The 19,712-nt window shown below is 62.2% G+C and carries 9 protein-coding genes; 4 read left to right on the top strand and 5 right to left on the bottom strand.

Annotation, left to right across the window (positions count from 1 at the left end; genetic code table 11):
- Positions 1 to 14 precede the first annotated feature (14 nt).
- The 4 genes from IB264_RS27830 to IB264_RS27815 form a co-directional block, all read right to left on the bottom strand.
- Positions 15 to 2,819 carry a condensation domain-containing protein gene (locus IB264_RS27830; RefSeq protein ID WP_084815185.1) on the bottom strand — a complete coding sequence of 935 codons (2,805 nt, stop codon included), beginning with the start codon at positions 2,817 to 2,819 and terminating at the stop codon, positions 15 to 17.
- Positions 2,816 to 10,894: a hybrid non-ribosomal peptide synthetase/type I polyketide synthase gene (locus IB264_RS27825; RefSeq protein WP_057207537.1), complete on the bottom strand. Its 8,079-nt coding sequence runs from the start codon at positions 10,892 to 10,894 to the stop codon at positions 2,816 to 2,818. The genes IB264_RS27830 and IB264_RS27825 overlap by 4 nt, the downstream gene beginning before the upstream one ends.
- Complete coding sequence (locus IB264_RS27820; protein ID WP_025428345.1) at positions 10,891 to 12,840, bottom strand: non-ribosomal peptide synthetase; 1,950 nt, start codon at positions 12,838 to 12,840, stop codon at positions 10,891 to 10,893. Before IB264_RS27820 ends, IB264_RS27825 begins: the two co-directional genes overlap by 4 nt.
- Before the next feature lie 349 nt (positions 12,841 to 13,189).
- Positions 13,190 to 14,047, bottom strand: coding sequence for a glycoside hydrolase family 16 protein (locus IB264_RS27815; protein WP_246811836.1), 858 nt, complete (start codon positions 14,045 to 14,047; stop codon positions 13,190 to 13,192).
- 138 nt (positions 14,048 to 14,185) lie between these two features.
- Here IB264_RS27815 and IB264_RS27810 point away from each other — a divergent pair, with 138 nt between their 5' ends.
- The 4 genes from IB264_RS27810 (at position 14,186) to IB264_RS27795 (ending at position 18,789) form a co-directional block, all read left to right on the top strand.
- Positions 14,186 to 15,634 (top strand): hypothetical protein, encoded by a 1,449-nt coding sequence (locus tag IB264_RS27810; protein ID WP_025428343.1) that lies wholly within the window; start codon positions 14,186 to 14,188, stop codon positions 15,632 to 15,634.
- A complete protein-coding gene (locus IB264_RS27805; protein ID WP_057224019.1) occupies positions 15,631 to 16,914 on the top strand; it encodes a polysaccharide pyruvyl transferase family protein in 1,284 nt (427 codons plus the stop codon). The genes IB264_RS27810 and IB264_RS27805 overlap by 4 nt, the downstream gene beginning before the upstream one ends.
- Before the next feature lie 270 nt (positions 16,915 to 17,184).
- Positions 17,185 to 17,853, top strand: coding sequence for a Crp/Fnr family transcriptional regulator (locus IB264_RS27800; RefSeq protein WP_025428341.1), 669 nt, complete (start codon positions 17,185 to 17,187; stop codon positions 17,851 to 17,853).
- Positions 17,854 to 18,126: 273 nt separating this feature from the next.
- Complete coding sequence (locus IB264_RS27795) at positions 18,127 to 18,789, top strand: response regulator transcription factor (protein ID WP_025428340.1); 663 nt, start codon at positions 18,127 to 18,129, stop codon at positions 18,787 to 18,789.
- Between the two features lie 227 nt (positions 18,790 to 19,016).
- On the opposite strand, the gene IB264_RS27790 is transcribed toward IB264_RS27795, so the two are convergent.
- Complete coding sequence (locus tag IB264_RS27790; protein ID WP_234908000.1) at positions 19,017 to 19,568, bottom strand: DUF922 domain-containing Zn-dependent protease; 552 nt, start codon at positions 19,566 to 19,568, stop codon at positions 19,017 to 19,019.
- Positions 19,569 to 19,712 lie beyond the last annotated feature (144 nt).

Genomic DNA, 19,712 nt, shown 5'->3' with positions numbered 1-19,712 from the left:
TTCGCACGTCGTGTTCAGCGCTCGTCGGAGCGGAACCTGTTGATGACGATGGTCGCCAGGGCCTGAATGCTGTTGCTGTTGAGGCTATCCTCGTGCCAACCCTCGAGGTCGAAAACCTCGCTGTCCGGGGTGATTGCACCACCCCAGCCGAAGAGCAGCTTGCGCGCACGGCGATGGGTGGCTTCACTGCGGAACAAAAGCACCGACTTTTCATTCGTCGGTGGCGGACGATAGCGACGGGCCGCATTGACCAGCAGGTCGGTAACGTCGGCATTGACTGCTTCTTCCTGGGAATAGGTCCCCGCCCGCAGGCCCAGATGTTTGAGCAGGGCAAGCGTGAAGTTGAACTCCCTGAGATAGTCGACGAAGCTGATGCGGCCGGAAAAGAGCTTGCGCGTGAAGTAGCCGACGCGCTTCACCCGGCGCTCGCTGTTCCAGCGAAGGCGCCGAAGCCGGGGCTGCGACTTGACATAGCCCGGTGCCCAGGCATCGATGACGGCCGTGAAGCGAAGATCGGCGCCGCGCTCGCGCAGCTGGCGGGCAATTTCGACCGCCAGCACGCCATTGACGCAGAGCCCCATCACGCCGACCGGGCCTTTCAGAATATCTGCGCCCATACTGTCGACGGCATGCCCGGCGATCTCTTCAAGCGACATGGAGGCGAGATCGCCGGTGAGGTCCGCATGGAACATGTTGGCGTTATAGACCGAGACGGTATCGCCAAGATCGGTCGCAAGCCGGTAGTAGAGGAACGGATGATTGAGCGTGTAGAGCGTATAGGGCGCATCGGTGCGCCCGCAGGCCCCCACGCTCCAGGGATTGGCGCTTGCGGATTCCAGATCGGTACCGGTCGGCTGCGCTTCGCCAAACAGCGCAGTGGAAAAGCCCCCGAATGTCGGCTGCTTGAAGAGCAGCTCCAGGTCGGCCTTTGCCCCAAGCTTCGATCTGGCGCCGGAGAGCATGCGCAAAGCCAGCAGCGAGTGACCGCCGAGCGCGAAGAAGTTGTCGCCGGGCGCGACCGTCGGAACGCCGAGCACCTCTGCCCATATCGCAGCAAGAGCCTTGGTCTGGTCGGTTCGCGCCGCCGGTACTGGTGCCGAGACATCTGTTGGCTCAACGCGATCGGCCACAGCCTTGGCGAGGATGGTCGGCGGCGCCGGTATCCGCAACGCGGTTCGATCGATGGTGCCGCTGGCATCGCGCGGAAAATTGAGAAGCACGCTGACACCACCCGGCATCGCGGATTGCGAAAGCTGCCGGCTCAGATACTCCATCAGGCCATCAGGCAGGCGATCGAGCGGTTCGGTGATCGTCGGCGCCGGCGTGACGAAAGCATGCACGCGCTTGCCATCGCCTTCGACCAGCACCACGGCCGAACCGACGGATGGATGGGCCGCAAGCATCAGTTCGATCGCCGTTGCCGGCCCCGTCTCCACTCGCAGCGCCTTGATCTCCCTCGGAGGGATGACCAGTGAGGAAAGGGGCGCCGAGGGCCGTTCCAGCGCCGCTTCATAGGCCTCCTGCCAAAGCCGCAGAAGAGATTCGATCGTCGACTTTTCAAACAGGTCGGCATTGTATTCGATCGACATGCGCCATCCGCTCGGCCTGCCGATCATGATGAAGCTCAGATCGTAGATGACACCCGGCGATTGCGACGGCGCGCTGAGCAGCTCGAAACCTCCATACTGATGGTCTTCCAGGAACGCCTTCTGCAGGTTGAAGTTGACCGAGATCAGCGGGTTGCGCGAGGGATCGCGCACCGGATTGACCAGTTCGACCAGTTTGTTGAACGGCATTCTGTGATGGTTGAGGGCAGCCGTCACCGTTGCGGTTGCTAAACGCACATGCTCGGCAAAGGAAATGTCACCGGCCATGTCGAACCGCAGAACAACATTGTTGATGAAGACCCCGATAAGGTTCTCCAGATCCGTCTCGTCGCGCCCGGCGACCTGTGAGCCGAACATGACGGTGTCATGTCCGGTATAGCGGTGCAGCAACGCGCTGACGACGGCAGCCCCGAAACTGTAGAGCGAGACCCTATGCGCGCGGGCGGCGGCGTCGATCCGCTCGCTGAACTCGCTCGGGTTGTTGACGGACAGGATATTGCCGCGGCTGGTCTTGACCGGTCCGCGCGGCGTGTCGGGAATAACTTCGAAATAGGGCGCTCCGGTCAGCTGTTCGCGCCAGAATGACTTCTCGGTCTCGAAACCGTAGCTGTTCAGATACTCCTGCTGCCACAGCGAGAAATCGCCGTATTGCAACGGCAGGTCCGGAACAGCCGGCTGCCGGCCGGCATCAAGCGCCGCCGCGATCTCGCCGACCTCGCGGCCAAGCACGCGGATCGACCAGCCATCAAAGCAGCTCTGGTGGGCGGTGATCAGTAGAAAGCCCCGCTCGTTCTCTACCATCAGCAGCGAAACGCGGAAGAGGTAGGGACTGCTGAGGTCGAACGGCGCGCGCGCGGTCTCCTCACCGATCGAGAGGATACGCTGATCGCGCTGATCGGCAGGTACGTTTCGCAGGTCGATGACCGACATCCTGAAGTCGACTTGGTCGACCACCTGCTGGCAGGGCCTACCGCCGACTTCGACGAACCGGGTGCGAAGGGCCTCATGACGCTGGATGACTGTACGAAAGGCGGCCTCCAACGTCGAGGATCGGAATGCGCCTCGGATCTCCCATCGGACTGCGACGTTGAGCGCCGGATTGCCTGGCTTCAGCTGGTCGAGGATCCAGCAGCGCAACTGGGTCTGGGAACAGGGGAACTCCGCAATCACGGTGGGTTCGGCGACAGGTGCAGTGTTGCTTGTCTCTTTCATACTCTTGATACCTGCTCAAACCGGCGCCGCGCGCCATTGCGGAAATCTCTCAGCGAAGGGACCTGCGGCTGGGTGCCGTTCGGATCGATGTCGTCGCGTGTCTCGGCAAAGGTGGCGAGTTCTGCGATGGAGGGATGCATCATCAGATGTTTGGCCTCCAGGCGCAGACCGCTGTCGAGCATGCGGGCGGCGATGCGGAAGATGATCAGCGAATCCGCGCCGAGCGCGTAGAGGTTGTCCTCGACGCCGATCTCCTGCGCGTTCAGAACCTCGCGCCAGATCTCGCAAAGCTGCGTTTCCATGGCGGTGCGCGGCGGCACCCTGATGGCCGTGGTCTCGCGTTGCGGCAAACCACGCTGTTCAAGCGTCTTGCGGTCGAGCTTGCCGTTGGCCGTCTGGGGGAGAGCCTCCTCAAGCACCCAGAAACCGGGGACCATATGCGCCGGCAGGTTGGCCTCCGCATGGGCGGCAAGCGCGGATGCCGAGGGTTTGCTGCTCAGGTCTTCCGGGATGACATAGCACACCAGCTGCTTGTCGCCATTGCTGTTCGGGGCGGCGACGACGGCGCATTGGCGAACGCCGGCGGCGCTGGAGATGGCAGCCTCGATATCGCCAAGCTCGATGCGGAAACCGCGCAGCTTGATCTGCTGGTCGCGCCGGCCGAGCAATTGTAGCGAACCATCCGCGAGCCGCCGACCGACGTCGCCGGTCTTGTAAAGACGCTGAACCGTTCCCGTGCCGATGTCGATATCGGCGAAGGCCTTCTCGGTCAGATCAGGGCGGGCGAAGTAGCCGTTGGCAAGGCCCTCGCCGCCGATATGCAGTTCACCCGTGACGCCGATGGCGGCAACGCGGTTGGCCTTGTCGAGGATGAGGAGCTGCGTGTTGGCGATGGGATGGCCGATGGTGATCGGCTTTTCGCCATCCTCGATCCGTTGCACCGACGACCAGATCGTCGTCTCGGTCGGGCCGTACATGTTCCACAGCTCGCTTCCGAGGCCGAGCAATGAAGAAGCGAGCGCCTTGGGAAGCGGCTCGCCGCCGCACAGCATCTTGAGGTTCGAGCGGCTGAGGCCGGCTTCGACCAGCATCTGCCAGAGTGTCGGCGTCGCCTGGAGCACGGTCGCACCGCAGCTTTCGACGAGCCGCACCAGAGCAAAACCGTCGCGCACCGTGTGCCGGCCGGCAAGCACCACCTTCGCACCTGTGATCAGCGGCAGGTAGAGTTCAAGGCCGGCTATGTCGAAGGAGATCGTCGTCACCGCGACGATCGTATCGCGATCGTCAAGCCCCGGCTCCCGCGCCATCGACGTGAGGAAGTTGACCAGGGCGCGATGGGAGACTTCGACCCCCTTCGGTGCGCCGGTCGATCCCGACGTGAAGATGATGTAGGCCGGCGTCGCCGCGTCCGTGGGGACCTTCGGCAGTGCAGTTGCCGCGCCGGTTGTGTCGACGTCGCTATCGATGCGGATGATCGCGACGTCCTTGCCGGCCAGTCCCTCTGCCCGGTCGCTATCGCAGATCATGCCGGCAACGCGCGCAACCTCAAGGGTTTGCGACAGGCGGGTCTCAGGATGGGCAGGGTCGAGCGGCACATAGGCATGTCCCGATTTCATGATCGCCAGCAGGGCGATCACCATTTCAAGCGACCGTTCGGCGAGAAGGGCGATGCGCTGGCCCGGCTCCGGGACGGTCTTCTGGATTTGGCAAGCCAACTGGTTGGATCGCCCTTCAAGCTCGCCATAGGTCATCGTCTTGCCGTCGAGTTCGACGGCAATCGCGGAAGGCTGCTCGGCCGCCTTTTGGGCAAACAGCGAGAAGACGAATGCGTCGCGATCGTAGTCGGCGGCCATGTCGTTGAGGCCCTCGGCAAGCCAGGCCTGTTCGGCCGCAGACAGGAGCGGCAGATCGTGGATCGGCCGGGTGATGTCGGCTGCCAGCGCCGCAACCAGTGTCGCGAAATGGCCGATCCAGCGCTCGATCGTGCTGCGCTCGAAGACCTCGGCATTGTAGTCGACATCGATGCGAACGCCGTTGGGGCTTTCGGTCAGGTTGAAGAACATATCGAAGTTGGAGAAGGCCTTGGCGTTCGACGCGATCTTCGTCTGCAGCCCGCCGAACTCCAGATTGTCAGGAACCCGCTCGAGGTTGAACTGGATCTCGGTCAGCGGCAAGCGGTGCGTGTCACGCTTGACGCCGAGCTTACGGACGAGCGTGCCGTAGGTGTAATCCTGGTGCTCGAACGCACCGAGCACAAGCTGCTGCGTCGCCTTGAGATGCTCGTCGAAGCGCTTGTCCGACGAGACCGTCTGGCGAAGCGGCAGGAGGTTGACGCAATGGCCGACGAGCGTCTGGCCGTCGAGCAGGCTCTGCCCGGCCGAAGGCACGGCGACGACGATGTCGTCCTGTCCGGAGAGGCGGGAGATCATGATTTGCAGCGCCGCCAGCAACGTCGAAAACAAGGTCGCGCCGGACTTTGCACCTGCCTTCTTCAGGGCTTTGTAGGTTTCCGCCTCGATGCTTCCGGTGACGGTGCCGCCGGCAAAGCTGCGGCGATCCGACCGCGGCCGGTCCAGCGGCATTTCCGGCAGATCGGGGACGTCCTTGTATTGGTCGAGCCAGAATTGTTCGGTCGCGTTCGATATATCCGCATTGGGAGCAAGATCGGTCGCGTAGGTGGCAAAGGAGAGCGGCGTCGTGAGCCCGGCCTCGGCGTTGCGCATCAAGGCGGAATAGGTCGCGGCAAGCTCTTCGATCAGCACATTGATCGACCAGCCATCGCAGATGATGTGGTGTGCGGTGAAGACCAGGCGGTGACTGTCGGGAGTCATCCTGACGATGGAAGCCCGAACGAGTGGCCCATCGGCAAGATCGAAGGGAGTGCGCGCATCTTCGTCGATCAATTGCTGCAACAGCGCCTCGGCATCGTTCTCGCCGGCAAGGTCGATATCGGCGACATCGAGCACGAAATCGGGAATGAACTCGAAATGATCCCCCGCCCGGCCGAACCGGATCTGCAGCGCATCATGGCGTGCGACTACGGCATCAAGCGCCCGGCCCAAGCGTTCGCGATCCAGCGGCCCGTCCAGAACCATCGTGAAGGACTCGTTGAAGGAGCAGGAGGCTTCATCGCCGACCTGGGCGGCCAACCAGATTTCCTTTTGCGCTTCCGTCAGCGGCGCCGTTGACGGTCGGGCAGTTGCCACATCAGCAGGCTCCGGCGCGATATCCTCTGCCTGGCGTTGCGTGCCGAGGATGCCGACCGATTGGAACGCATCAAGACTGGTGCGGAAGGCGGCAGCGATCGCCTGGAAATCCGCCTCGCTGTGGGCGGTCGTCAGGAAGCAGGGATAGCCGTCCTGGATATGAATACCCTGCATGCGCATCTTGGCATAGAGGAGCGAGCCCAGCGGATCGTCGCTGCCGAAGTCGGCAAAGAACCAGCTCTTGTAGCTGTTGATGGTCTTGGCGATACCGCGCCGGGCGAGATCCGCATTGATCTCGGCGACCAGAGCCTGCGTGCGATCGGCGACGGCGCCATAGAGTGCGGCGCCCTCGCCCCTGATGTGCTGAAGAACGGCCCGCGCCGCCGCAAGCACGAGCGGATGGCGCACGAAGGTCCCGGCAAAGAAGGTCGGCGCGGTCATCGGAACGCTATCGTCGCCATAATTCCAGCATCCGCCGTCGAGTGCATCCATGAAGCGGCTGTCGCCCACCAGCACGCCGATCGGCATGCCGCCGCCGATGACCTTGCCATAGGTCGCCATGTCGCCCTTGATGCCCCAGACGGCCTGCATGCCACCGGGATCGACGCGGAAGCCGGTGACGACCTCGTCGAAAACCAGCGCGAATTCGGATTTCGTGGCAATAGCACGCAGCTCGCGCACAAACTCGACCGGCCGTAATTCCGGATGACGGCTCTGGACCGGCTCGATGATCACCGCGGCGATATCGCCGGCATTGGCCTTGATCCAGTCAAGACTTTCCGGATCGCCGTAGCGAAGAACCGTCATGTTGGCGACGGAGGCGGCAGGGATGCCGGCGGCGACCGGTATCGCGACCGGCGCACCAGCCCGGTTCCGGCCCTTGACCAGCACCTCGTCGAACTGCCCGTGATAGTCGTTGCCGAAAATCACGATCCGATCCCGGCCGGTCACCGTGCGCGCCACCCGCATGGCCGCCATGACGGCCTCCGAGCCGGTGTTGCAGAAGGTCACGCGTTCGTGCCCGGTCATCTCTGCGATCAGTTCCGCGACTTCGCCGGCAAGCGGCGTCTGCGGGCCGATGGCAAATCCGGCGTCGGCCTGCGCCTTCACCGCCTCGACGACGAAATCCGGCGCATGGCCGAAGGCCGTCTGACCCATGCCGTTGACCAGATCGATATATTCATTGCCGTCGACGTCCCAGATGCGCGATCCCTTCGAACGATCGGAAACGACGGGGAAGACCATCTCCTTCCAGTCCTGGCGGAAACCGGCAGCGGTGCGCGGATCGGCGAGCCACTTCCGGTTCTGGCCGGTGAAGCTCTTCGATTTCCCGTTCCGTGCCTCGTAGGCGGCGATCAAGTCGGCGACGAACGCCTGCTTCTGTGGGGTCATCTCGGTCGAAAGGCTCTTGGCGCCGGGACGGTAGAGCTTGATGCGCTCCGCTCCGATTTCGCCATCGGCGGTGCGATCGACCTCAATCTTCGATACCAGCTGCGGCTCAATCGTCGCGATCGGAGGGGCGATCGCCGCCGCAACAATGGTCGACTGTGCGGAAGGGGCTGCGACGGAACCTGTCGCCTGGAGCACCTGCAACTGCTGCGTAACGATCGTCTGCAGCATCTGCAATTGCGACTGGAGGACGGACTCGATGCCGGCAACAGTCGCGGCTGTGGTGACGGGGGCAACGGTAAGCGGCAGGGCCGCCTGCGCTGCGACGGCGGGCGCCGCGGCGACTGCGAGCGACGGCAGGGCCACCGGTGCGGATGCCGGCGCCTGCTGCGGCTCGGGCGGCAGCTGCCGGTCGAGATGCGCGGCCAGATCCTGGATGCTGGGAATGTTGCTCAGCAGCTCCCGGAACGAGAGCTTGATCTTGTAGTCTTTCTCGATCCTTTGCGCGAACTGGCCGATGAAGAGCGAGTCAAAGCCGAGCTCCAAGAATGTCGCACCCGCCTCGCCCGGTCCGAGCGCCTCCCCCGACATGTCGCTGAGCAGGGTGATGAGGGAGGTTTGCAAGGCAGGGATACGGCTGGCAGCAGCAACTGGTGTGGCAACATTCATGATTTTGATCCCGTCAAACGGTTGCGCTTGAGTGTCGGTGGAAGATGGCTCGGCGGCAGGGAGCTGCTCGGCCGACGATGCCGGCCGGCCTTCGCCGCGCCGTGCGGAGGCAGGAGCGTCAATCCAGTGGCGCTGCCGCTGGAACGGATAGGTCGGCAGAATGAGCGGGGTTTTGCTCGCGGACGACGTCGGCCAGTTGAGGTCGCAGCCCGACATCCAGAGCTTGCCGTGGGCCTCGGCGAGGGTTTCACCGGCGGCATGCGCGCGATCATGTTCCGGCAGCGACTGGACGACGGCAGTGACCGCATCGCGGCTGAGCGTCTGGGCCGCAAAGACCGACAGGGTGCGACCGGGGCCGACCTCCAGCAGGACGGGCTTGCGCCCGTCGCAAAGGGTCGCCAACCCGTCGGAAAACCGGACGGCGGCGCGGCAATGCTTCGCCCAGTAGTCAGGCGACATGCCCTGTTCGATCGTCTGCCATTGGCCGGTGACGCACGAGATATACGGCGTTATGGCAGTGCCGTAGGTGACCTTTGCCGTCTCTTCGCGCAGGGCTTCGGTAACGCCGTCCATCATGGCGGAATGAAACGCATGCGAGGTGTGAAGCCGGCTGAAGGCGATGCCGGCGCGCTCCATCGCAGCGCACGCAGCATCGACGGCAGCGAAGGTTCCGGAGATCACGCAGAGTTTCGGGGCGTTGACCGCAGCGATTTCGACCTCGTCGCCAAGATAGGCTGAGACTGTCTCCACATCCGCCCGCACGGAAACCATCGCGCCCTGGGGCTGCGACTGCATCAAGCGGCCGCGCGCGGTCACGAGCCGCAATCCGTCCTCGAAGGAAATGACGTTGGCAAGCGTCGCGGCGACGAATTCGCCAACGCTGTGACCGATCATGACATCGGGTTTCAAGCCGCGGCTCATCCATAACCGCGCGAGCGCATATTCGACGAGATAGAGGCACGGCTGCGCGATGCGCGTCTCGCGCTGTTCGTCGGCCATGGCCTGGCTCACCGTGCCGCTGTGGCAGATGAAATCGCGCAAGTCGGTTTTTAAAGGTGCCCGGAGCAGCTCCGTGCCCCTGTCAATCCAGCGGGTGAATTCCGGTTCGCGGCTGTAGAGTGCCGCGCCCATGCCGACATATTGCGAGCCCTGGCCGGGGAACATGAAGGCGATCGGCGGCCTTTCGGTGGCAACGCCACTTGCTACGCGCTCGCTGCCGAGGCGCTCAATCGCCTGCTCGATATCGTTGGCAGCTATGGCGGTGCGATGGCTGAAAGCGCGCCGACCGGTCTGCAGCGTGTGCGCGACCTGCGACAGTGGCAAAGCAGGGTTCGCCTGCAGGTGATCGCGCAGGTTCGCCCGCATGGCCGCAAGTGCTGCCTCGTTGCGGGCAGACAGCGGCAGAATGTGAGGCCCCCGCGCCACGTCGTCGACATTGCCCTGCGACGCGGGCGCCTGCTCCAGCACGAGATGCACATTGGTGCCGCCGACGCCGAACGAGCTGACGCCGGCGCGGCGCGGACCTTCGGTGGCCGGCCAGTCGGTGGTGCTGGCGGGAATATAGAAGGGACTGTCGTCGAGATTGATGCGCGGGTTCGGCCGCTGATAATTCGCCATTCCCGGTATCTTGGCGTGATAGAGCGCCAGCGCAGTCTTGATCAGCCCGCTGACGCCGGCAGCGGCATCGAGGTGACCGACATTGCCCTTGACCGAGCCCAGGGCACAAAGCTGCCGCTTGTCGCCTGCCTCGGCAAAGGCGCTGCGCAATCCGCCGAACTCGATCGGGTCACCAAGCGGGGTCGCGGTGCCGTGGCATTCGACATAACCGATTGTCGAAGGATCGACCCCCGCGTTTGCCAGAGCAGACGAAATCGCGTCCGCCTGCCCCTCGACGCTTGGCGCGGTAAACCCGATCTTGTCCGAACCGTCGTTGTTGATGCCGTAGCCGCGAATGACCGCGAAGATCCTGTCGCCATCCCTCAGCGCGTCTTCCAACCGCTTCAACAGCACGATGCCCGCGCCGCTGCCGAAAACCGTTCCAGCCGCCTGTTCGTCGAACGGCCGGCAGACGCCATCGGGCGAAACCATGCCGCCCTCCTGGTAGATATAGCCACGCCGTTGCGGGATCGTGATCGATACACCACCGGCAAGGGCCATGTCGCAGCTGTAGGTCAGCAGGTTCTGGCAGGCCTGCGACACGGCCAGCAGCGACGTTGAGCAGGCCGACTGGATGGCGATCGCCGGTCCGCGCAGGTTGAACTTATAGGCGATGCGGGTCGCTAGAACGTCCGTCACTGAACCGACGATCTGCTGGAAGCAACCGATCTGGTAGTTGGAGGTGAACTCCTCGACCTTCGCCCGCTCACCCAGGACATTGTTGATGAGATAGGTGGGCATCGAGGCGCCTGCGAAGACGCCGACCAGGCCGGGATAGCGGTGAGGATCGTACCCGGCCCGCTCGAGCGCTTCCCAGCAGACCTCGAGAAAGACGCGGTGCTGCGGATCGGTGACCGCCGCTTCCCGCGGGAACATGCCGAAGAACTCGGCGTCGAACATGTCGACATCCGGGAGCTGCGGCCGGGCTGGAACGTAGTTTGCGGCAGCACGTTCCTCGTCAGTGAATGCGTCTTCGATCTCGTCCGGCCTCAGTTTCAAAAAGGCATCCCGCCCCTCACAGACGAGATCCCAAAGCGCCTCCACCGACGGAGCGCCCGGGAACCGACCGGACATGCCGATGATCGCAATGCCGGTCACGTCCTGGTCATTGCGATCCGAGCCGCGGGCGTCGTCTGCATCGTTGAAAACGGTCATGAAGCGCTCCTGCGGAAGTGGGAGATGTTCTTCTTTTGCAGCGCCGCACGTTCGGCCGCCGTCATCGCTCGGGCACTGGCCGACGACTTTCCATCGAGGAAGTCCGCCAACTCGTGAATGGTCGGGTGCTTGAACAGGGCAACGACATCGATCGACCGGCTGAGGTTGACCTCCAGCGCCGCATGCACCCGCATCAGCTGCAGCGACGTGCCGCCGAGATCGAAGAAATTGCGATCAAGCTCTACGGCCTGCTGGCTGAGCACGTTGCGCCAGAGGTCTTGCAAGAGTGCCTCGGTCCGACTGGCGACTGGCGCGTTCTCGGCCGGCAACGCATCCACCGGCAGCGGAAGCCTGGCGCGGTCGACCTTGCCCGATTGATGCAATGGCAATTCGTCAAGCACGATCACCGCGCTCGGGATCATGTAGGCGGGCAGGCTGTTGCGCAGTCTCTCCATCACGTCGCGGATCAGCTCGGCGTCGTCTGCGCGGGTGCCCTCACGTGGGCACAGGTAACCAACGATGCGCTTGTGCGACTGATCCAGATTCTGGCAGATGACGACACCGTCGGCGAGCCGCGGATCGCGACGCAAGGCGGCCTCGATCTCGTCAAGCTCGATGCGCTTGCCATTCAGCTTGATCTGCCGGTCACGCCTGCCCCGGAAAAGCAGGATGCCGTCGTCGCTGAGCACCGCGAGATCGCCTGTCAGATAGCCGCGCACGTCTCCCTGTTCGGTGCGGATGGTGATGAACCGTTCTGCCGTCAGCTCGGGGCGTCGGAAATAGCCGATGGCGACGCCCTCGCCGGTGAGGACAAGCTCTCCCTCTATGCCGCGCCCGACCGGGCGACGGTCCTCGTCGACGATCAGTATACCGGTGTGGCTGACGGCGCCGCCGATCGGCACGTCCTTGCCGTCGAACCCCGCGGGGATGTCGAAGGCGGTGGCCAGAACAGTGATTTCCGTTGGCCCATAGAGGTTTGTCAGTCGGCAGTCCGGATGCGCCTTCTGAAAGCGTTTGATGTGCTCGGCAGAGGCGACTTCGCCGCCGAACATCATATGCCGCAACGTCGGCAGTTCGCCGCAGGAGAAATCGGCGAGCAGGTTGAACAGGCCGGTGGTCAGCAAGGAGGAGGTAACGCCGTTGTCACGGATGACATCCCTAAGCCGGCCGACCGAGAAATTTCCGTCCGGCAACCCGGCGATGGTCCCACCGTTCGTCAATGTCGTCCAAATCTCGAACGTGGAGGCATCGAAAGCGATTGTTGCCGCGTGCAGCATCACGTCGGCACTGCCGATCTGCACGTAATTCTGATCGAGCGCGAGCCGGGTAATGCCACGATGCGGAATGGAGACGCCCTTGGGTCGACCGGTCGAACCCGACGTGTACATGACGTATGCCATGTCGCCGCCTTCGCAGGGTACTGGCTCGAACGGCTTCCTCTCGGCTTGCTGCGCGAGATCGGCGACGATCGCGTGAAGATCGGCGATCGTGCCCTTGACGCTCGGCACAAGGCGCATCGTGGCAAGCGAGCAGGTATCGACGAAGACCACCTTGGGCTCGCAGTCGCCGATGACATAGTCGAGATGATCGACGGGAAAAGTCGTATCGAGCGGCAGATAGGCGGCGCCGACCTTGAGGGTGGCCAGCATGGCGACGATCGTTTCGAGGGAGCGTGGGACGAAGAGGCAGACGATATCGCCCTTCGTGACGCCCGCATCGATCAGATAGGTGGCAAGCGCATCGGACATCAGCTCAAGCTCGCCATAGCTGATCGAGTGGTCGTCGAAGACGATTGCCGTCGCCTGCGGAGCCGCCTGGGCGTGCCGGTGAACGACGGCATGAACCGAGTGCTCCGGGTCGTAGTGCACGGTTTCCTGCGAGCGGCCCGTCACGCGCCCGGACTTCACCGCCGAATCTTCTGCGCCGAAAAATCGGAACTCAGCCATCGTTCGCCTCCTGTCCCTCTCGCCTCACTGCCCGGCGGGACGGCTCAAACGCCCTCCCGGCAATGGGCAGCTCGCGAATTTTGCTGCAATGCCGTCGTCAGCCAGAATTCCATGGTGGCGAAAAATGAACAGCTGATCATTGGGATAGCCGCACCGACGCATCGCCATCAAAAGGGTTAGGCCCGCTTAGTCCTTAAGGGGATGGAAGCCACGGCTATGCACGGACGAGGCGCCCGATAGGCGGCCGGAATCGTGTTCCATCTCTTTGTTTTCGCAGGATTTTTCGAGGTCGCCTGCCGCGCCGACCCTGGCGGATCAAACGCGGTGAAAACGACCTGGCGAGGGGCGCCTATTGAAGGTCGTATGCCCTGACATAATCGATGAACATGTGGGATGGGTCCGGCGCCCGATCGGCGGTTTTTTCGACGAGCGCGAGGTTGAGCAGCACGTACATCGGCTGCCGGTGCTCAGGCCGCGTTTCGGCCTTCCACACGAGTTTCCGGTCAAAGTACATCCGGATGAATTCGGAATCGATCTTCACCCCATAGGTATGAAAATCCTGGGGGTCGGCGTCGCGAAATACCTCGATCCGACTGAATTGGGAATCGTCCTTGTCATCGCGATGCCAGACATGGATGACAGAGGAGTATCCTTCCGGCTTGTCACCGTAGAATTCCATCACGTCTATCTCGGCCGTCGACTTCGAGCGGTCCTTGCCGATCAGCCAGAATGCGGGCCATACGCCCGGACCGACCGGCAAACGCGCACGCATTTCGAAATAGCCGTATTGCTGGGCAAAGCCATTGCCCTTGGCGTCCACCGAGGCGAGCAGGCCTGACTGCCAGTCACCTTCCGGGTCGCGCTTGGCCTCGATCCTCAGAATGCCGTTTTCAGTCTTAAACGGCGAGCGCTCACCGGGGTTGGCAAAGCGGGCGCCACCAAAATCCCCCGACCACGGCGTATGCGCGATCCAGCGGGTGCCGGGCCCCCAGGCGGACACGCTCAGATCATCGAAGGTCTCGTCAAAGGTCAGCGGCATGTCGTCGACAGGAAGCTCGTCGCCCGTGTCGCCGGCCGTGTACCCATCGGCATGGGTCGCCGACACAAGCATCATCAGCCACAGGCAGCCGACGACAGGCCGGACGAAAAGCCGAACTGGCAGGCGGCGTGCCCAATACGGGCGAACTTCGCGAACAGATGGGGTCATGGTGCAAACTAACGCGGGGCGCTACCGCGGGTCCATTACCGATTCAGGCCGCGGCTTTATGCGAAAGGCTTAGCCGGAGGCGTAAATACGCAACATGCCCCCTTTGATAGGATCGTTTCAGCAACTGGAACTGGTGGCATGAGCTTTGAACTGATCGGCTTCGTTACCGTGCTTGTGGGGTTGGGCGTGCTGATGGCGCCCATCCACTGGGCGTTGACGTTCATGGTCGTCTCAACCGCTCTCGGCTCTGCCGCTGCCATCGGCCTTCCGGCACTTGGCGGCGCATCCATCCTCGTTCCAAATGTTTTCCTGCTGTTCTTCGGCCTCAGGGTCCTGATGGCCTATGGCGAAGGTCCGGTGCTGGCGGCCTTCGTGCCTGCCGGTGCCGGCTTCTGGCTGATGGTGCTCACCCTTTTCGGCGTGCTGACGGCGATCCTGTCGCCTCGCCTGTTCCAGGGCGCCGTCGACGTGATGACGGTCGAGCGATCTGTTGGTGCGAGAAGCTTCATATCGCTGTCACCGCTGCGGTTTTCGTCCAACAACATAACGCAGGCCGTCTATGCACTCGGCGGACTTGCCTGCTTCGGATTCTGCCATGCCTATCTGCGCCGGACGGCCGCGCCGTCGCACCTCGTCCACGCCATCCTCATTGCCGCCACCGTCAACCTCGCCTTCGCCGCGGCCGACATCCTCACTTATTTCTCCGGCACCGAGTATCTGCTGAGCGTGGTACGGACGGCCAACTACGCCCTCCTGACCGCCGCGGAAAAAGGTGGGTTGAAACGGATTTCCGGATCGTTCCCCGAGGCGTCGGCCTTTGCCGACTACACCTTGATCCTGTTTGCCGCGACCGCGAGCCTCTGGCTCGACCGGGTGCGCTCACGGGCGACAGCCCTCCTGGCGATCGCCTCGCTTGCCGGCCTGGTGTTTTCGACTTCTGCCACAGCACTGCTCGGGTTGGCCGTGGTCTTCCCGTTTCTCTGGATACGTTCGATTGTGACGGTCTTCGAACGGAGAAAGCCCGGACGTCCGGTGTTTCTCGCCGCCCTCTTCCTGGTCGTACCGCTCGTCATCCTCACGGTCGTCAACTTGTTCCCGGAGGTGGTGTCGACTGTTTACGATTTTCTCGATGAGATGCTGCTGTCAAAGGCCGACAGCCAGTCCGGCCGCGAGCGCGCGATGTGGAACGCCGCCGCCTATGAGGCGTTCGTCAACACCTCCGGCATGGGGGCCGGCCTGGGGAGCGCCCGCGCCTCCAGCTATCTACTGGTTCTGCTCTCGAATGTCGGGGTCCTTGGGCTCGCCATCTTCTGGGTCTTCGTCGCGGCCATTCTGTGCGCTCGCGCGGCACCAGACGCCGGGCGGCGGGCGGAAAGCCTTGCCGCGCTTCGGGCGGCAAAGGCCGGCTTTATCGCGGCCCTGAGCACCGCTCTCGTATCGGGCACCGTCTATGATCTGGGCCTGATGTTCTACATTCTCGCCGGCAGCGCGTCGGCGCTGACATGCCGGCAAATCGCCGAGGCAGAAGCGCCACGACCGCGACTGGTTGGTGCGACAAGCCCGCGCCGTATGGGAGGCTCCCGATGAAAATCGTCATCTTTAACGTCAAATACAGCGAAAACCTTGGTGACGGCATTCTGGCGCAGTGCCTGGAGATTGCGCTGGCGCGCGGGGCCAAGGGGCTGGAGGTCAAGACGATCGATCTCGCCGGCAGGACGGCATTCGGCACCGGCGGTGGCGGGCGCCGCCGACTGTTGCTGAAGGTACTGCAAGCGCTGCCGTCATTCGCGCGTCGGCTGGTCGTAAGACAGGCGCTTGGCCCGACACTCCGTCGATTGCAGGTCGAATGGCAAAAGGAGATTGACGCCGCGGATGCGGTCGTCATCGGCGGGGGAAACCTGTTTCAGGACGACGACCTGAACTTCCCGCTGAAAGTCGGTGCAGCACTCGATTGTATCAACCGCAGCGGCAAGCCGCTGGCGGTCTATGCCGTCGGCACCAGCCGGGACTGGTCGTCGCAGGCAAGGCAACTTTTCGGCATGATCGATGAGAGCCAAGTCGTCCACATTTCGGTCCGTGATACTATCGCCGGCCGCAACTGGCTCGGCCATTTTCCATCCGGCCCGCACGCCCGGATACTGCCCGATCCCGGGCTGCTCGTCCGGGAAATCGTCGCGTGCCACGCGCTTGCGCCACTGAAGGCAGATGACCGGGCAATCGGCATCTGCGTCACCGACCCGCTCATTCTGCGCCGACATTCCAGCCATGGCTCGACTGGAACTCCTTTTCGGCATGCCGACGACTATCACCAACTGCTAAGCCTGATGCTCGACGCCGGATATCGGATCTGCCTCTTCACCAATGGAGCCCAGGAAGACCAGGCCTTTGCGCGGCGCATTCTCGGCGGTGACGGTCTCGCCGATCACATCGACAGCGGTGATCTCTACCTCGCCCCTCGTCCCAAAACGCCCGAGGAACTGATCCACATCATCGCATCGACGCAGGTGATACTGGCACATCGCCTTCACGCCTGCATCGCCGCCTATTCCCTCGGCGTGCCGCAGGTCGGTCTCGGCTGGGATGCGAAAGTCGAAGGCTTCTTCCAGTTCGTTGGCCGACCGGAGTATTTTGCCAACGGACCCGACATCTCCGCTCGCGATGTGGCCTCCTTGCTTGAAGAGGCAGCCCGCAAGGGCATCGATCCCGCGGCCCATGCCTCGATACTCAATCAAGCCCGCAACGGCATCTCGCAGCTGCGAGAGTGCCTGGAGGCTCACCAAAACCGCAGCGCAAGCCCGACGATTCAGCCGGTGGCTGTGCCAAGCGGCAGAGCCTTATCCGGCTATGCGTTGTCGCACGGTCTCTAACCGTAACGGGTCACACAGTGTTGATCGCGCGGTGATCGGCACCTTAGTGGTCCAAAACCCAAATGCTTCAGCTAATTAGGACCGGTACCCACCCGGCCGGATTAAGCTCATATCGATGTGATTTCCCGCCATTACTAATCCTCTTGGGTAATATTCCTAACCACCGGTTGTTTGCTATATACTTAAGTACAATCGAATGGACCGAAGAGAGAGTGCGCCTTTATGGTGGGGCAACTTGGGGCATTTATAGGATCGTCACGGTTTAGAGAATTGTCGAGTTTCGACACGGATCAGCAGAGGTCCGAACTCTCCGTGGCGCGAAAACGGGTATTCCCGGCGGGCTCGATACTGTTCGAGCCCGAAGGTCGATCGTGCGTCCTGTTCTTCATCTCCGGCTGGTGCGTCAGCCGGAAGATTCTGGCAAATGGCACCCGCATCGTCATCGATTTCATGCTGCGCGGAGATATGCTCTGGACCCTGTCGTCGGAAATGACGCAGGAGACAATCCAGGCGCTGTCCGACGTTGCCGTCTACGAGTTCGCGGTGCCTCCCGGCACCGGCGGCCCCAATCTGTCGCAGAGAATCCAGCAGAACTTCGTGCACGAGATGCTCAAGCGCCAGGTCAGGATGACCGAGCGGCTGGCAAACATTGCACGCCGCGACGCACTGGAGCGTACCGGGCATCTCTTGCTCGAGCTCGCAGTCCGCGCAGGTAGACCCGACAGGCTGGGATTTGACGGTTTCGATTGCCCGCTGACGCAGTCCGACATCGGCGACGCCGTCGGCCTGTCGACCGTGCACATCAATCGCGTTCTGAAGGAGATGAGGTTGAAGGGATTGTTGTCGTTCAGGAATGGCATCGTCGAATTTCTCGATCGCAGACGCCTGGCCGAATTGGTGGACTTCGATCCGGGCTATCTCAGCACGAATTCCGGTTGATTCATTGCGAGGGCTTTAACCTGTGTTAATGCGCACCGACAATATATGTGATCTGATTACCAAAATATAAGAAGAAAATACGAGAGGACCCTGAGGGAATATCAACACCAATACTTGTATCTAGAATATTTACACCTAACAAAATAAGAATAAAAAGGAGAAAATTCAATGGATATTCGTACAGCAACAATTGCAAGAACCTCCACGACGCGACCGACATCCCTCCCAAGCGTACTGGAACAGCGTCTTCCCCAAAGTCTGGCGGGTTCGGATATGACCGATCAGGAGGAAGATCTCGACTACATCCTGCTCATCGACCCTCGTGCTCTCGACCGGGAGTGCCTGTCGAAAAGCCTGACGGGCTATGACCCCGGGCTGACGATCGTCACAGTCGGATCCTTTGACGAGTGGCGCGGCCGCAAATTGCAGACAGACCCTTCCGCCGTTCTTCTCATCGTCGGCGGCGGCAAAGTGGGTGACCTTGCCGTCTGCGAAAAGATCGAAACTCTGGTTGAGAAGTTCAAATATAGCCCAGTGATCGTGGTTGCCGAAACGGATGAACTCGGCCAAATTCTCAAGGCATTGGAATGCGGTGCCCGTGGCTACATTCCAAGCAATGTCGGCATCAATGTCGCCGCCGAAGCGATTGCGCTGGCGCGCGCCGGTGGCGTCTTCGTTCCGGCAAGCAGCATCCTGACGATGAGAGAGGCAATAAATTCGGTCGTGAATGGCGCCCGTTGCTCCGACAGCCTGTTCACGCCTCGGGAAATCGAAGTCGCCGAAGCCTTGCGCCGTGGAAAGGCAAACAAGATCATCGCCTATGAGATGGATCTGTGTGAAAGCACCGTGAAGGTTCACATTAGAAACATCATGAAAAAGCTGAACGCGACCAACCGCACCGAGGTCGCCTACAAGATCAGAGAATTCATGAAGTAAGCCGCCGATAGCAAACGAACCGGCAGACGTTGCGAATAACGAAGGCTCCGGCAGGCGTGTTTTTGATCACGGCCTGCTGACCGTGGTTCGCGATCGGCTGACTCGTCTCCTATATCCGGCATCTGGCCGATATGGGCCGGCATGTGTAGTTTCGAGATGCGCCCCGGCAAGAGATTGTCGGGGATGCCGTTGCGGCGCACGAAATGGCGCATGCCCGTGAGCCTCGGTCAACGGCTTCCGGCACCATTGACGAGATTGAGAATGAGTTGGTGGATATTGCCGCCATCACTGAGTTCGACGCGGTCGAAGTCCCGGCTTCTCTGGCGTTGAGCAACAGACAGCTCGCCGAGCCGCCTCGTCAGCTCAGTCCTGATCTTGCGGCAGTTGGGGTCTGCGTCTACCGAGAGCCCGACTGATGTGGTCTCGATCGCCTTCACCAGATCCTTGATGTAGTCACCGTGAACAAGCTCGTGCTTGCGAACGCCTGCGAAAAAGGTTTCCCAGTTCTCTACCATGGCCCCCTGCAGCGGCTTCGACGGCTTCGGCAGCGTATAGGTGATGATGAGCTTCGGCTTGGCCGAAACGAGCGTGCAGGCGTTGCCTTGCGGCTCGTATTTCCGGGTCCAGGTCAGCTTGAAGTCCGTGTGAGCGATGGCCCGAACCAGCCCGCCGACCTTTGGCCCCCGCTCGCCGATCGACGCATAAAGCTCGGCGCCGGTCTGCCCCGAGATCGCATAGGTGCGGACCTTTTCCACCGCCTGCCATTCCGCATGCGCCATGCACGGCAACGAAAATGCGCAAACCATCGTACTGCAGAAGAAAACGCTTCGCTTCACCCGAATCCCCTGGAAGGCACCTGAACGCGGGCGACCCTACTGCATAATTTCTTGATCGGCATCGATTTATCGAGAAAGGCGGCCGCA

The sequence above is a fragment of the Ensifer sp. ENS11 genome, from assembly GCF_014851895.1.
Classification (GTDB): domain Bacteria; phylum Pseudomonadota; class Alphaproteobacteria; order Rhizobiales; family Rhizobiaceae; genus Ensifer; species Ensifer canadensis.
Note: the sequence above shows the minus strand (reverse complement) of the source record. Positions and strands in the feature narration are given on the sequence as shown.